At 49.9% G+C, this 14,611-nt stretch carries 10 protein-coding genes; 7 read left to right on the top strand and 3 right to left on the bottom strand.

Features of this window, described 5'->3' with window-relative positions:
* Positions 1 to 61 precede the first annotated feature (61 nt).
* Entirely contained in the window at positions 62 to 2,332 is a 2,271-nt protein-coding gene (locus HW447_RS11375; protein WP_176255389.1) for a glycogen/starch/alpha-glucan phosphorylase, read from the bottom strand.
* 235 nt (positions 2,333 to 2,567) lie between these two features.
* Here HW447_RS11375 and HW447_RS11370 point away from each other — a divergent pair, with 235 nt between their 5' ends.
* The 5 genes from HW447_RS11370 (at position 2,568) to HW447_RS11350 (ending at position 8,631) form a co-directional block, all read left to right on the top strand.
* Positions 2,568 to 3,452: an AraC family transcriptional regulator gene (locus HW447_RS11370; RefSeq protein WP_176255388.1), complete on the top strand. Its 885-nt coding sequence runs from the start codon at positions 2,568 to 2,570 to the stop codon at positions 3,450 to 3,452.
* Between the two features lie 74 nt (positions 3,453 to 3,526).
* Positions 3,527 to 5,122 (top strand): 4-alpha-glucanotransferase, encoded by a 1,596-nt coding sequence (gene malQ, locus HW447_RS11365; protein ID WP_176255387.1) that lies wholly within the window; start codon positions 3,527 to 3,529, stop codon positions 5,120 to 5,122.
* 513 nt (positions 5,123 to 5,635) lie between these two features.
* Positions 5,636 to 7,309, top strand: coding sequence for a putative manganese-dependent inorganic diphosphatase (locus tag HW447_RS11360; protein ID WP_176255386.1), 1,674 nt, complete (start codon positions 5,636 to 5,638; stop codon positions 7,307 to 7,309).
* Between the two features lie 91 nt (positions 7,310 to 7,400).
* On the top strand, positions 7,401 to 7,982 hold the full coding sequence (locus HW447_RS11355) for a flavin reductase family protein (RefSeq protein ID WP_176255385.1): 582 nt from the start codon (positions 7,401 to 7,403) through the stop codon (positions 7,980 to 7,982).
* A 13-nt stretch (positions 7,983 to 7,995) separates the two neighbouring features.
* The gene (locus HW447_RS11350; RefSeq protein WP_176255384.1) at positions 7,996 to 8,631 is read left to right on the top strand and encodes a shikimate kinase; all 636 of its coding nucleotides are present in this window, start codon (positions 7,996 to 7,998) and stop codon (positions 8,629 to 8,631) included.
* Between the two features lie 71 nt (positions 8,632 to 8,702).
* Here HW447_RS11350 and HW447_RS11345 read toward each other — a convergent pair whose 3' ends face one another.
* A complete protein-coding gene (locus tag HW447_RS11345) occupies positions 8,703 to 9,014 on the bottom strand; it encodes a hypothetical protein (RefSeq protein WP_176255383.1) in 312 nt (103 codons plus the stop codon).
* Positions 9,007 to 11,823, bottom strand: coding sequence for a transglycosylase domain-containing protein (locus tag HW447_RS11340; RefSeq protein ID WP_176255382.1), 2,817 nt, complete (start codon positions 11,821 to 11,823; stop codon positions 9,007 to 9,009). The genes HW447_RS11345 and HW447_RS11340 overlap by 8 nt, the downstream gene beginning before the upstream one ends.
* A 248-nt stretch (positions 11,824 to 12,071) precedes the next feature.
* On the opposite strand from HW447_RS11340, the gene HW447_RS11335 reads away from it, so the two are divergent.
* Complete coding sequence (locus tag HW447_RS11335; RefSeq protein ID WP_176255381.1) at positions 12,072 to 12,515, top strand: type II toxin-antitoxin system PemK/MazF family toxin; 444 nt, start codon at positions 12,072 to 12,074, stop codon at positions 12,513 to 12,515.
* A 345-nt stretch (positions 12,516 to 12,860) separates the two neighbouring features.
* Entirely contained in the window at positions 12,861 to 14,588 is a 1,728-nt protein-coding gene (locus tag HW447_RS11330; protein ID WP_176255380.1) for a carbon starvation CstA family protein, read from the top strand.
* Positions 14,589 to 14,611: the final 23 nt, after the last annotated feature.

Raw genomic sequence — 14,611 nt, 5'->3', positions numbered from 1 at the left:
GAACCGCAGCGTTTGGTAAAAGGAACTTCCCGGAGTTTTTTAGACAGAACCGGCAGGAGGGTTAAAGTTTCCAGATATCCCGGTTATACTCGTTTATGGTCCGGTCAGAGGAGAAATATCCGGCCCGGCTGATATTTACCAGCATTTTTCTGGCCCAGGAAGCACGGTCCTCGTAATCAGACAGGGCCTTTTCCTTTACCTGGCAGTATGCGTTGAAATCCGGGAAGGTCATGAACCAGTCTTTGTTTAAAAGTTCATTGTAAAGGCGGGTGAGACATTCCGCATCACCTGCGGAGAGCATCTCTTTGCTCAGAATGAAATCCACGGCTTCTTTCAGCTCTGGAGAGTTCTCATAGTAGAAACGGGAACAGTAATCTCCTTTTCTGTACCGGCTGATGACGGTATCGCTGGAATCGCCGAAGATGTAGATATTGGAATCGCCTACCAGCTGGTGGATCTCCACATTGGCCCCGTCGTCGGTTCCAAGTGTAACGGCTCCGTTCAGCATGAACTTCATATTGCCGGTACCGCTGGCTTCTTTAGAAGCAAGGGAGATCTGCTCGGAGATGTCGCAGGCCGGGATCAGTTTTTCCGCCAGAGTGACGTTATAGTTGCTTACCATCACTACATTGAGATAGGGACGTACCTCAGGATCGGACTGGATGATCTGCTGCAGGCAGAGGATCAGATGAATAATATCCCTGGCGATCACATAGGCGGGAGCCGCCTTGGCGCCGAAAATAGCGGTAATGGGAGTGGAAGGCCTGCGGCCTTTTTTTATTTCCAGATATTTGTGTATCAGGTACAGGGCATTTAGCTGCTGGCGTTTGTACTCATGGAGGCGTTTGATCTGGATATCGAAAATGGAATCGGGATCAATCACAATTTCCTGGGTTTCCTTTAAATATTGTGCCAGTTCCGCTTTTTTCTGTTCTTTGATGGAAAGCAGGCGGTATAAATGTTTTAGATTGCAGGAGATTGCAGGCTGATCCAGCTTTTCCAGTTCGGAGGCATCCGTTTTAAAGCCGTTTCCGATAAAGCGTGAGATGAAATCCGTCAGCTGGGGATTGCAGTAAAGCAGCCACCGGCGGAAGGTAATGCCGTTTGTCTTATTGTTGAACTTCTCAGGATACAGCTGATAAAAATTGTGAAGCTCCGTGTTTTTTAAAATTTCTGTGTGCAGGGCCGCCACACCGTTTACACTGAAACCATAGTGGATATCTATATGGGCCATGTGCACTCGATCCTCTTTGTCAATGATATAGACGGAGGGATCGTCAAATTTCCTGCGGATCTTATCGTCCAGCACTTCCATAATGGGAATCAGCTGAGGCACGGCTTCCCTGAAAAATTCCATGGGCCAGGTCTCCAGAGCCTCGGCCAGAATGGTGTGGTTGGTATAGGCGCAGGTGCGGCTTACCACATCGATAGCCTCATTCATTTCCATACCATGATCTGTTATCAGCAGGCGGATCAACTCAGGGATCACCATGGTTGGGTGTGTGTCATTGATCTGGATCACAGCATATTCGGGCAGATCGTGGTAGTTGGAGCCTCTGGCCGCCGCTTCCGACAGGATCAGTCTGGCCGCGTTGCTTACCATGAAATACTGCTGGTAGATCCGCAGGATCTGTCCGGCACGGTCGCTGTCATCGGGGTAGAGAAAAAGGGTAAGGTTTTTTGCCACATCCGTTTTGTCAAAGGAAATGCCTTCTGATACAATGGATTCGTCCACGGTTTCCACATCGAAAAGATGAAGGCAGTTGGTACGGCCGTTATAGCCGGTGACTTCAATATCGTACATCCGGGAGGTCAGGGTGAAATTTTTATAAGGTATTTTGTAGGTCACATCCCTTTTGGTAAGCCATGAGACCTCCTGAATCCAGGGGTTTGGCTCCTCGCTCTGCTTGTTATCCTTAAAGAGCTGCTTAAAAAGGCCGAAATGGTAATTTAAGCCGATCCCGTCTCCATTTAATCCCAAAGTTGCAATGGAGTCCAGAAAGCAGGCTGCCAGCCGGCCCAGTCCGCCGTTTCCAAGAGATGGCTCCGGTTCTGTTTCTTCGATAGCCGCCAGAGATTTTCCGTTTTCCAGAAGGATTTCCTTTGCCGGTTCGTAAAGACCAAGATTGATCAGGTTGTTGGACAGAAGCTTTCCTATAAGAAATTCCGCGGAAATGTAGTAGAGTTTTTTCTTCCCCTGAGATGACTTTTTTTCGCGGGCAGCCTGCTGGGAAATGGAAAGCAGGGCGGTATAAAGTTCTTCATTGGTACACTCAGCGACAGACCGGGGACAGGCGCTGCGCAGAGCGATTTCCAGTTCTTTTTTGGTCATATAAGATCTTCCTTTCTGCATGGAGCAGGTATTTGCAGGTTAAGGTACATTTTACTATGGCCGGGTGAAATTTTCTTGCAGAATGACAGCGGAATATAGTACAATATGATCAAAACAAAAAAAGCGTTGTTCATACGGTATATGCACGCTGCGTGACGGGAGAGCTGCGAAGCGCCAGCCTGAAGCCGTGGTCTGCAGGAGCCTGCATCATGTATACAGGGAAGGGGAAAACGTGATGAAAGACAGGGGAAAAATGGAATCTGCGGAGTATCATGAGACCAAAATCCATGGACAAAGGGAATTTCCGTTTAACATTTATCCCTGTTCCATTCCAGGAGATTTTAAAAATGTAGCTCTTCACTGGCATGAGGAGATGGAGATTCTTTCTATAAAAAAAGGGCATGGAAGAGTAACAGTGGATCGGGTGGAGTATGAGGTGGAGGAAGGCGATATCATGGGGATATTTCCCGGACAGCTTCATTCCATCTGCGGCGTCGGAGAACAGCGGATGGATTACGAAAATATCATTTTCAGGCTGTCCCTTCTGATGGGAGGAGAGGAGGATCTTTGTACCGGATATCTCCTTTGGCCTCTTGTCAAAGAGCAGATGAAGGCACCGCTGTTTCGGCGAAGGGGAATGGCGGATTATGGGGAGTTTGAAAGGTGCATTGCGTTTCTTGACCGTGTATCGGAGCAGAGGAAAACGGGATATCAGCTGGCGGTAAAGGGGCAGCTGTATGAGTTTATGTATCAGGTATTTCAGGCAGGTATCCCTTTACAGGAAAAACGTCCCGGCAAAGCCAGAGAACGGATCAAGCAGGTGCTGGGTTATATTGAGGAGCATTATGGGGAACCGCTTGATACAGGACAGGCGGCGGGACTGTGCTTTTACAGTCAGTCTCATTTTATGAAATACTTTAAGCAGTATACGGGACAGTCTTTTGTGAACTTTTTGAATGATTACCGGCTTTTCAGGGCAGGAGGGTTTCTTAGGACTACTTCGGATACAGTGACAGAGATCGCAGCTCGGTGCGGGTTTGGGAATGTCTCCTACTTTAACCGGCTGTTTCGCAGGAAATATGGGATGACGCCAGGGGAGTATCGCGGCGGGGACGAGTAGGATAAGACAGAAGACCAGAGATAGATGCAGATCGTGCATACCAGAAGTATCATCAAAAATAAGGGGGATCGAATATGCGGGAATGTGGTATCCTGCTTCCGGTAGCCAGCCTGCCGTCGCCATACGGCATCGGGGCATTTTCAAAGGAAGCATATGAATGGGCAGACGCTTTAAAACGGGCAGGACAGGGGTATTGGCAGGTGCTGCCCTTTGGGCCGACGGGATACGGGGATTCTCCGTACCAGTCCTTTTCAGCTTTTGCGGGCAATCCCTATTTTATCGACCTGGAGCAGCTGATCGCGGAAGGACTGCTGACAAAGGAGGAATGTGACCAGGCGGATTTTGGACCGTCGAGACGGTATATTTCCTATGACAGGATCTATTATGAACGCTTCCCTCTTTTAAGAAAGGCCTATGAACGGTGGAAACGGAACATGGCTGGGGATGAGGGGGAGGAAAATGGGAAGGCAGAGTATACCGATCGCATCCAGGCGGCGGTACACAGGCTTTCTGAGGAAAGGCTGATCCGGGAAACCAGGGAATACTGTTTCTATATGGCTCTTAAGGATCATTTTCAGTCTAAGAGCTGGTATCTCTGGGAGAGCGATATCCGTCTGCGGAAGCCGGAAACCATGGAAAGCTACCGACGGCTGCTCTCGGATGATATTGGCTTTTATGAGTTTCAGCAGATCAAGTTTGAGGAGCAGTGGCAGGCTTTAAAGGCATACGCCAATGAAAAAGGAATTCGGATCATAGGCGATATACCCATTTATGTAGCTTTTGACGGGGCGGACAGCTGGTGCCACCCGGAACTGTTTCAGTTTGATGAGGAAAACCTGCCAAAGGCTGTGGCCGGCTGTCCGCCCGATGCCTTTGCAGCTACGGGGCAGCTCTGGGGAAATCCGCTTTATGACTGGGGATATCACAGGGAAACAGGCTATGAGTGGTGGATTAGGCGGATGGAATACAGCCTTCGGATGTATGATGTGGTGCGGGTGGATCATTTCAGAGGCTTTGAGTCTTATTATTCCATACCATACGGCGATCCAACGGCGGAATTCGGCCATTGGGAGAAGGGGCCGGGGATCTCGCTGTTTGAAGCGCTGGAGAGGCATTTTGGCGCAGAACTGCCGGTGATCGCCGAAGATCTGGGCTTTCTTACCCAGGAAGTTCGCACGCTGCTTAAGGCCAGCGGCTATCCTGGGATGAAGGTATTGGAATTTGCTTTTGACGATACGGAGGCCAGCGGCTATCTGCCCCATAATTACAGCGAAAATTGTGTAGTTTATACGGGAACACATGACAATGATACGCTGGCCGGCTGGTTTGATTCTCTGAGCGAAAAGGATCAAAGCTTTGCAAGAGAATACGCCGGCAGCCTTTGCGTGCCGCAAAAAGAGCTGCCCTGGCAGTTTATCCGTCTGGCTCTGGCAAGTCCGGCGAGGCTGGCTGTGATCCCCGTTCAGGATTATCTTGGGCTTGGTACGGAGGCCAGGATCAACGAGCCGTCTACGCTGGGAAAAAACTGGAAATGGCGTCTTTTGCCGGGAGAGGTGAACGAAGAACTCCTGGAAAAATGCCGCCGCATGGCGAAAATCTACGGACGGCTGCCTGTACTACAACGGCCTTCTGGCCGCCGCTCCTGCAGGGGCTTCCTGCGCTCCCTTTAAGATCGGAGACCGGATCTGGCTGGCCGATGAAAAGGGCCGTATCCTGACAGAGGAAAAGACCTATAAGGGAGCAGATGGTATCCTCTATGAGCTTGAAAAAGGCCAGATCAGGGAAATAAAAACATCCCGCGGCCAGGCGGTACAGCTCATGGAGGGAACGGCCCTTCCGGCGGCGGGGTGGGAGATATCTTATGTGAGATAAAGAGGTTGAAAAACCTACCCTCATCTGCTATACTTGACTCACAAAAAACAGGAAAAACGCTGAGAAATGAGGAGACCCCGGCTGCAGACAGCCGGGGCAATTATGAAAAATCTATGTGCAATTTTACCAGTAAACCATATTGTGAATACTTATTGTTTATATAAAAAGTATAGATAATAAATATGAACGAATTGTGAATGTTGTGTGAATAGATTATGAATCATTAAAAAAATACAGTGTTTCGCAGCGATTTCATAAGAACAACGGGAGCGTCTTGTTAAGGAGGTTCTCAGGGCAAAGAGGGAGAGAAAATGGATCAGGGATTAAAGAGAAAAACACTGGTGATCGGTCACAGGAACCCGGATACGGATTCCATCTGCTCGGCAGTCTGCTATGCTCATTTAAAGAGCAAGGTAACAGGAGAAGAATATATCCCGGCCAGGGCGGGCCACGTCAATGGGGAGACGCGGTTTGTGCTGGATTATTTTGGTGTGGAGGAGCCGCAGCTGGAAGAGGATGTGCGGACGCAGGTGCGCGATATTGAGATACGCAAGACAAAAGGCGTTGCGGATAACATTTCCTTAAAACGGGCTTGGAATATTATGCAGGAGAATAACGTGGTGACGATTCCGGCGGTGCGGGAGGACGGCACGCTGGAGGGACTCATCACCGTGGGCGATATCACAAAAACCTACATGAATATTTATGACAGCAGCATCCTTTCAAAGGCAAACACCCAGTATTCCAATATTATTGAGACTTTGGAGGCGGATCTGGTGATCGGCCGGGCCGATGCTTATTTCAGCAAAGGAAAGGTGCTGATCGCGGCGGCTAATCCTGACCTGATGGAATTTTATATTGAGCCCCATGATCTGGTGATCCTGGGAAACCGCTACGAGTCCCAGCTTTGCGCCATTGAGATGGGAGCGGACTGCATCATCGTATGCGAGGGCGCGGGAGTGTCCATGACCATCAAAAAAATCGCGCAGGAGCGCGGCTGCACCATCATTGCAACTACCTATGATACCTATACGGCAGCACGTCTCATCAATCAGAGTATGCCTATCAGCTACTTTATGACAAGAGAACATCTCATCACCTTTAACAGCGACGACTATATTGATGAGATCCGGGATGTGATGGCCAGCAAGCGTCATCGGGATTTCCCGATTCTTGATAAGGATGGACGGTATCTGGGAATGATCTCACGCAGAAATCTGTTGGGTGCAAAGGGAAAACGGGTGATTTTAGTGGATCATAATGAGAAGAACCAGGCTGTGGCGGGAATCGAAAATGCAGAGATTCTTGAAATCATTGACCACCACAGGCTGGGAACCATCCAGACTATGTCACCTGTATTTTTCCGCAATCAGCCTCTTGGCTGCACGGCTACGATCATTTATCAGATGTATCAGGAAGCCGGGGTGAAGGTGGAGAAAAAGATTGCGGGCCTGCTGTGCAGCGCCATTGTGTCGGATACGCTTTTATTCCGTTCTCCGACCTGCACGCCTATGGATGAGATGGCCGCAAGAACTCTGGCAGATATCGCGGGCGTGGACATTGAGAAGTACGCCATGGAAATGTTTGGCGCGGGCAGCAATTTAAAGGGAAAGGGCGATGAGGAAATCTTTTACCAGGATTTCAAGCGCTTTACTTCGGGAAAGATCGCGATTGGAGTGGGACAGATCACTTCTTTAAACGGGGAAGAGCTGGAAGGTATTCGCCCCAGGATCCAGAATTATATGGAAAATGCGAGACAGGCAAATGGCCTGGATATGGTATTTTTCATGCTGACCAATATTTTGACCGAGTCTACGGATCTGATCTGCGAGGGAAATGGGGCGCTGCAGCTGGCATCTAAGGCCTTCCATACAGAGACAGAGGATGGCGAGGGTGAGCCGGCGGGCCCGGTGGTGCGTCTGCCGGGAGTAGTTTCACGAAAGAAGCAGCTGATTCCTGAGCTGATGCTGGCAGAGCAGGAGTAGGAACTGTACTGCTGCATCAGATCCATGTTCAGACAGACGGTCTGACAGTATGCGGGCGGAATGGCGTATCAGAAAGGAAGGATGTTATTTCATGAGCAAAGAATACTGGAAACCTGGCAATATGCTTTATCCGGTGCCGGCAGTGATGGTAAGCTGCGGCAGAGAAGGAGAGAAACCTAATATTATTACCGTAGCCTGGGCCGGAACCGTCTGCTCCGATCCGGCTATGGTATCCATTTCCGTGCGAAAGGAGCGTTTTTCCCACGCTATCATAAAGGAGACGGGGGAGTTTGTAATCAACCTGGTCAATAAGAGGTTGGTGCGGGCTACGGATTACTGCGGCGTGAAGTCGGGACGGGATACAGATAAGTTTAAAGAAACCGGGCTGACGCCTCAGATTTCCCGATACGTGAAGGCTCCGGGGATCGAGGAGAGCCCTGTGAATATTGAATGCAGGGTGACAGAGGTGAAAGAACTGGGAAGCCATGACTTATTCCTGGCCCAGGTCGCGGGTGTTACCATTGATAATCAGTACATGGATGAAAAAGGCAGATTCAACCTTAATACTTCCGGCCTGGTGTCCTACTCCCACGGCGAGTATTTTGAACTGGGAAAGAAGCTGGGAAGCTTTGGATACTCGGTGAGAAAACCGGTCAGAAAGAAGAAACGGTAAGGAGGCGCGGAAGATGAAACCCAATATTACCATGATTGGTATGCCGTCTTCGGGAAAAAGCACGGTAGGCGTGCTTCTCGCCAAGCGGCTTGGCTTTTCCTTTGTGGATGTGGATATTGTGATCCAGGAGAAGGAGGGCCGTCTGCTAAAGGAGATCATAGCAGATGAGGGCATGGACGGTTTTCTGAAGGTGGAGGAGACAATCAATGCAGGACTGGATGTGAAGATGTCCGTAATCGCTCCAGGAGGCAGCGTAATCTACGGCGAAAAGGCCATGAAGCATTTAAAGGAAATCAGCGAGGTAGTCTACTTGAAGATGAGCTATGAGGAAATGGAAAAGCGAATCGGAAATGTAGTAGACCGCGGAGTGGCTTTAAAGCCTGGCTTTACGCTGAGGGATCTCTACAATGAGCGGGTGCCTTATTATGAGAGATATGCGGATATTGTCATCGATGAAGAAGGCAAGACGCCGGGACAGACGGTCGACGAGCTGCGAGGAATCATTGAGGGAATTATAGATCAGAAGATGATCCAGCTGTTTATTGATGAACAGAGACGAAAGCTGGATGAGAAGGATCAGAGACTTAGGGAGCAGGAAGAGGAGATTAAGCGTCTGAAGGAAGAACTGAGAAAGAGTTTGGAAAAATAAGAAAGTAAAGATGGCCCGCCGAATCTATAAAGGAGATTCGGCGGGCCATTTTTTGCGGTCTGTGCCGTGTTTTACAGCAGGGTCATGTATCCGATCAGCCACAGAGAGCCTGCCAGCCCCAGAAGGGCCAGCAGGGCGGTCAGCAGCAGCGAGATCCGTAAAAACACCCGTTTATAGTAAAGGTAAGCCGCTGCAAATTCTCTCTGAGGGCTTCCCTCTGGTTCCTGTTCCAGGAGCCGTTTCAGGTATTTCCATCCGTAAACCGGGATATTCATGCACATGAAGGTATAGAACCAGTCATCTGCTCCGGAGGGTTTAGGTGGAAACAGGGGAAAAGAGGATCGTTTCTTTATTTTTGGCTTGTGTGCTGTGTTTTCACTCATAATCTCCCCGGCCTCCTGGTCCGTAATATTCCATATTGTTCCATTTAAAACGTTCCTGATTTAAGGTGGAACGCAGCTGCTCCTGATGGGACTGCACTTCCAGCTGGGCCTGCTGCTCTTTCTGAGCCTCCTCCTCGGACATCTTTGCCTGTTCTGCCTTCCATTCCTCTGCGGTGGGAAGGGTGGAGATCCGGCTGATGGCTGTCTGAAGCCGGGCGGAAAGAGAGGACTCTTCCTCATCTCCGGCAATCAGAGAAAGCTTGTCAATGGCATCGTTTACAAGGGTTTCCGCATCTTCCTGCTGATATTTAAGGTTCTCTACGGCTTCCAGGGCCAGAAGGAAAGCGTTCTTTTTAGTGGCCGCATCTTCCTTCAGCCTTTGTTCCTGCGCTGCCTGGGCTGCCTCCTCCTGGGCTTTTTTTGCCTCGGCTGCTTTCTGATCCTCATATCGTTTGATCTCATCCCCCATCTGAGCTATGATCCCGTTGAAATAATCGTACCGTTTCTCAGTCTTATCCAACAGTTCTGCCCGCAGTTCCCCATCGTCTAATAAAGGCAGCTGTGAGGTGATGGAGCTGTACTGATCTTTGATGGTATAGGTATCCTCTACAGAAGCGATTTCCTTTGTACAGAACGCATTGATTTCTGTATTCAGCTTCTCAGCTAAAGCAGCCTGCTCTTTTTCGTGAAGGCTCTGTTCAGCCCGGAATTGGGCGGTAGTGCTGAAGTAATCTTCAATGCCATTATTCTTATCTGTCCGACGTTCAACGGTGTCTGGCTGCTCCCAGTCCAGGGGCTCCAGGCCCTGATGAATCTCATCCATAACGTTCTTCCATATCTTCCCTGCATAAGTAGCTCCGTATATACCCGGCATATTGCGGGGGATATCGTAGCCTACCCAGACGGCTGTCGTGTAGTAGCGGGTATAGCCGCAGAACCAGGTATCCTTGCTGCTGTTGGTGGTGCCGGTTTTTCCGGCTGCCGGCATATTGTTTTCAAGGCCCAGGCCTCGGCCAGTGCCGTAGGAAGCGGTGAAGGTGCCCTTTAACACATCTGTGAGCATAAAGGCAGAATAGCTGTGGTAAACCTGTTTAGCCGACGGCTTCATATCCTTTGTCAGCTCTCCGTCATGTTCATGGACAATTTTCACGATACAGGTGCGGTCATTGTACACACCGCCGTTAGCCAGCGTGCTGTAGCCTTTTGCCATATCTACCACACGGAGGCCGTTGGTGAAACCGCCGATGCTTAGAGATGGAACATCGTTGTCTACGTAGGTCAGCTTCTGAAACTGCATTTCGCCCAGATAATTCAGGCCGTAATCAATGCCGATATCCTCTAGAACCTGCCATGCTACTGTGTTCAGGCTTCGGTTTAAGGCTTCCCTGACGGTTACATTTCCAAAGTAACGTCCTCCGCTGTTGGATGGACCATCCTTCCATTTGTGGTCATTGACCGTGCGGCTGGGATAGTATTCGCCGGTGTCAAAGGCAGGGCCGTAGTCGATGAGCGGTTTAATGGTGCTTCCGGGCTGTCTGGCGCTTAAATAGGCCCGGTTGAAGGGATCGTTGGTTCCGCGGCCGCCTACGATGGCCGTTACATAGTTGGTGCGGTTGTCTACGATGACGCCTGCTCCCTGAAGGGCAAATTTACCGTTTTCCTGAAGCTCGGTAAAGCCGGAGAGACTGGTATCGATCTGGTTTTGAAGCCTGGTCTGGAGATCGCTGTCCAGAGAGGTATAGATCTGAAAGCCTCCTGCGCGGATCCGGTCAGACTGTTCGGAGTAGGCCGCTGTGTAGCGTTGGGTATATGCTTCGTAATCCTCTTTATCTGCAAAGGTGTACTGGAACTCAAAGCCGTTCAATTTCATAAGTTCGAGGGCAGCACAGTGGATGGCGTAGCTGCTCTGGTAGTTTTCGTCCGTTCCCTCGGTCTCCTGCTGAACGATCTTAAGTGGGGCGGAAACAGCCTTTTCATAGTCTTCATCTGAAAGATAGCCCATCTCATACATACTCTTTAGCACATCATTGCGCTTCTCTTTGGAAGCGTCAGGATGGGAAACGGGATCATAGGCTGAGGGGCTGTTGCTGATGCCGATGAGAACAGCCGCTTCTTCAGGCTCCAGATCCTGGGCGTGTTTTCCAAAGTAGTAAAGGCTGGCGGCTTCTACGCCGTAACACTGATGGCCGTAGAAATTGGTGTTGCAGTAAAATTCCATAATATCTGCCTTGGAATATTTCTTTTCCAGTTCAGGGGCCAGAAGGATCTCAACAATCTTACGGGTAAAGGTTCGCTCCTGGGTCAGATATGTATTCTTTATGACCTGCTGGGTGATGGTGCTTCCGCCCTGGGTCACATGGCCGCCATGCTTTATAAGGGCCAGACCTGCACGGAAAGTAGCGATCCAGTCTACTCCTCCATGGCTTTTGAAACGCCGGTCCTCCTGGGCAATGTAGCCGTTCTGGAGATTCATGCTGATGTGGTTAATATCCACATATTGATAATGACCGGCATTGATAAGGCCGATCTGCCGGCCGTCCTTGTCATAGATGACCGTATCTGACAGCATGGAGAAGTCGGACCGGTCCATTTGGGCCAGCTTGTCATAGGCGATTTCACGGCATTTGTTTAGCTCTGGCCGGACGGCTGCGTAAACGATTAGACCGGCTGCAGCCAGAAAAATAAATACCGCCGTAAAGATCGACAATATTCCGCGAAGAAGCCAGCCGGCAACGCCGAAGGCGGTGATCAGGCGGCGCTTTGAAGGGGAAACCGCCTTGTTCTGGTTTGATTGGTGCGTAGTTTTCATATTTGTTATATCCTCTCTTTGCCGTCAGCAGATCAGGGGGACACACTCTTTGGATCCCGCGGCGGAAAACCGCAGGTTCCACTGTCTGCGGATGGCAGTCTTAGTGGACAAGGGGAGCAGATACTATTATAGTCCCTGGTTGAAAAAAATGGTAGTGAAATTGGAAAAAAGGTGCGGAAAGAATGTTTGAAATCTGTAAAAATGGTAATCCTAAGGCTATGACATTGATCATAATAAGGAGACAAGCCATGGAAAGAAATTCGGGATGGAATATAAATAAAGCAGCTTACCGCACCGTGATCCGGGGGGATCTGTTCTATGCGGACTTATCGCCGGTTAAGGGATCTGAACAGGGAGGGATTCGACCGGTATTGGTGATTCAGAATGATACGGGAAACCGGCACAGTCCTACGGTTATTGTGGCCGCCATTACCAGCCGCACCACCAAGGCCGCCATCCCCACCCATGTGAGTCTGGATCGGACGCTTTGCGGCTTAAAGCAGGATTCCACTGTGCTCACAGAGCAGATCCGCACCATTGACCGCAGCCGCTTAAAGGAATACATAGGTCATCTGGACCGGCGGCAGATGGGCGGTGTGGATCGGGCTATGGCGGCCAGCTTAGGACTGGAATGGTATTTCCGGTCAGGGCATGATATGGCAAACAGTTATAATCCAGTGGGAATGATATAACCTGGAAGAATAAAAACAATAAAAATCATGTATAGCTTTCTCCGTTGACATCCTGGGAAAAATGATTATAATAACAGTAATTCAACATTTCACTGAGAAATGCCGAGAACAGGACAGGACGTATATCCTGCGTTACAGGAAAGAGGTTGTCTGTACAGAGATACAGAAACCTGGATGAGAGGCTGTGCCCGGATACAGATTCGAGCGGGCAATGAAAGTGGCAGCGCGGGGTACTACCTTCGTCTTCCGGCAGATGATTTCTGAGGAAGACGGAGGTTTTTTGTTTAAAGGCATTTCATATAAGGGAAGGCTGAGGACAGGGATCAAGAGGAAGGAGAAAAGAGTATGAACACACTTGTAATTGTATTGATCGCAGCGGTATGTCTGTTGGCGGGATATATCCTGTATGGACGCTGGCTGGCGAATAAATGGGGCGTTGACCCCAAGGCAAAAACACCTGCCTGTGCGATGGAGGATGGACAGGATTATGTCCCCACAGACGGTTGGACGGTATTTGCCCATCAGTTTTCATCCATCGCGGGCGCAGGCCCTGTGACCGGAGCGATCCAGGCTGCGGTATTCGGCTGGCTGCCGGTACTTTTGTGGGTAATCCTGGGGGGCATCTTCTTTGGCGCGGTCACAGATTTCGGCGCGCTCTATGCCAGTGTGAAGAATGAAGGAAAGTCCATGGGGCTTCTCATTGAAACGTATATTGGAAAGACAGGGCGTAAGCTGTTTCTGCTGTTCTGCTGGCTTTTTACTTTGATCGTAATCGCCGCATTTGCTGATATGGTGGCAGGCACATTTAACGCGTATACGGTAAAGGACGGTGTGACAGCGCTTTCACCGGCGGCGCAGACCAATGGTGCGGCCGGCTCCATTTCCCTGCTGTTTATCGTATTTGCCATGGTATTCGGACTGATCCAGAAGAAGCTTCACCTGACGGGATGGAAAGAAACAGCTGTGGGCCTGGCCTGTACGGCAGCGGCTTTTGCCATCGGTATGGCATTTCCGCTGACAGCAGGAAAGGAAACATGGTCTTATCTGACATTTGCTTATATCTTTATGGCCGCTGTGCTCCCCATGTGGTTTTTGATGCAGCCCAGAGACTACATGACGACCTTTATGTTTGCGGGCATGATCATTGGTGCAGTGGTGGGGCTGGCAGTGGCTCATCCTTCGATGAATCTTCCGGTATATACCGGATTCAGGAATGAGCAGATGGGAGATATGTTTCCGATCTTGTTTGTGACGGTAGCCTGCGGAGCAGTATCCGGTTTTCACAGCCTGGTATCCTCAGGAACATCCTCAAAGACCATTTCCAATGAAAGAGATATGCTGAAGGTAGGATACGGGGCAATGGTTCTTGAAAGCCTTCTGGCTGTCCTGGCTCTCTGTGTGGCAGGCGCTGCGGCATCGGCGGACGGAACTCCCGCTGCCGGAACGCCATTCCAGATCTTTTCAGCGGGGGTAGCAGGATTTCTGGAGATGTTTGGAATCCCTGTATATGCGGCGCAGTGCTTTATGACCATGTGTGTTTCAGCTCTGGCCCTCACAAGTCTGGATTCAGTTGCCAGGATCGGACGTATGTCTTTTCAGGAACTGTTCAGCACAGATGATATGAAATATGCCGAGGGATGGAGAAAGGTACTCTGCAATAAGTATTTCGCAACAGTTGTCACACTGGCCTGCGGCTTTATCCTGACAAAGATCGGGTATGCCAATATCTGGCCGCTGTTTGGCAGCGCAAACCAGCTTTTAAGCGGTCTGGTTCTCATTACCCTGTGCGTATTCTTAAAGGTGACTCAAAGAGAGAACCGGACGCTGCTGATTCCCCTTGTGATCATGCTGTGTGTGACCTTTACCGCTCTGATCGAGCGCTCCATTGCCCTGGTAAATGCCTTTGGCGCCGGTACGGCAGTATTTATGGTAGAGGGACTGCAGCTGATTATCGCCGCTCTTTTGATGGTACTTGGTGTGATTATCGTGTATACTTCCGGACGGGAACTGTTTCAGAAAAAAGCAGAAGGTGTGAAGGAAACGGATAAGTCAGGGCTGCAGACAGAGGCTTAAGAGAGGATATCAAATGGAGACAG

Source organism: Enterocloster alcoholdehydrogenati (assembly GCF_013282095.1).
GTDB lineage: Bacteria > Bacillota > Clostridia > Lachnospirales > Lachnospiraceae > Enterocloster > Enterocloster alcoholdehydrogenati.
This window is presented reverse-complemented; position numbering and strand designations above follow the sequence as displayed.

Bases quoted from the DNA above. Each gene is read 5' to 3' on its own strand.
- HW447_RS11375 (WP_176255389.1), bottom strand. From the start codon at position 2,332: ATGACCAAAAAAGAACTGGAAATCGCTCTGCGCAGCGCCTGTCCCCGG.
- HW447_RS11370 (WP_176255388.1), top strand. From the start codon at position 2,568: ATGAAAGACAGGGGAAAAATGGAATCTGCGGAGTATCATGAGACCAAA.
- malQ (WP_176255387.1), top strand. From the start codon at position 3,527: ATGCGGGAATGTGGTATCCTGCTTCCGGTAGCCAGCCTGCCGTCGCCA.
- HW447_RS11360 (WP_176255386.1), top strand. From the start codon at position 5,636: ATGGATCAGGGATTAAAGAGAAAAACACTGGTGATCGGTCACAGGAAC.
- HW447_RS11355 (WP_176255385.1), top strand. From the start codon at position 7,401: ATGAGCAAAGAATACTGGAAACCTGGCAATATGCTTTATCCGGTGCCG.
- HW447_RS11350 (WP_176255384.1), top strand. From the start codon at position 7,996: ATGAAACCCAATATTACCATGATTGGTATGCCGTCTTCGGGAAAAAGC.
- HW447_RS11345 (WP_176255383.1), bottom strand. From the start codon at position 9,014: ATGAGTGAAAACACAGCACACAAGCCAAAAATAAAGAAACGATCCTCT.
- HW447_RS11340 (WP_176255382.1), bottom strand. From the start codon at position 11,823: ATGAAAACTACGCACCAATCAAACCAGAACAAGGCGGTTTCCCCTTCA.
- HW447_RS11335 (WP_176255381.1), top strand. From the start codon at position 12,072: ATGGAAAGAAATTCGGGATGGAATATAAATAAAGCAGCTTACCGCACC.
- HW447_RS11330 (WP_176255380.1), top strand. From the start codon at position 12,861: ATGAACACACTTGTAATTGTATTGATCGCAGCGGTATGTCTGTTGGCG.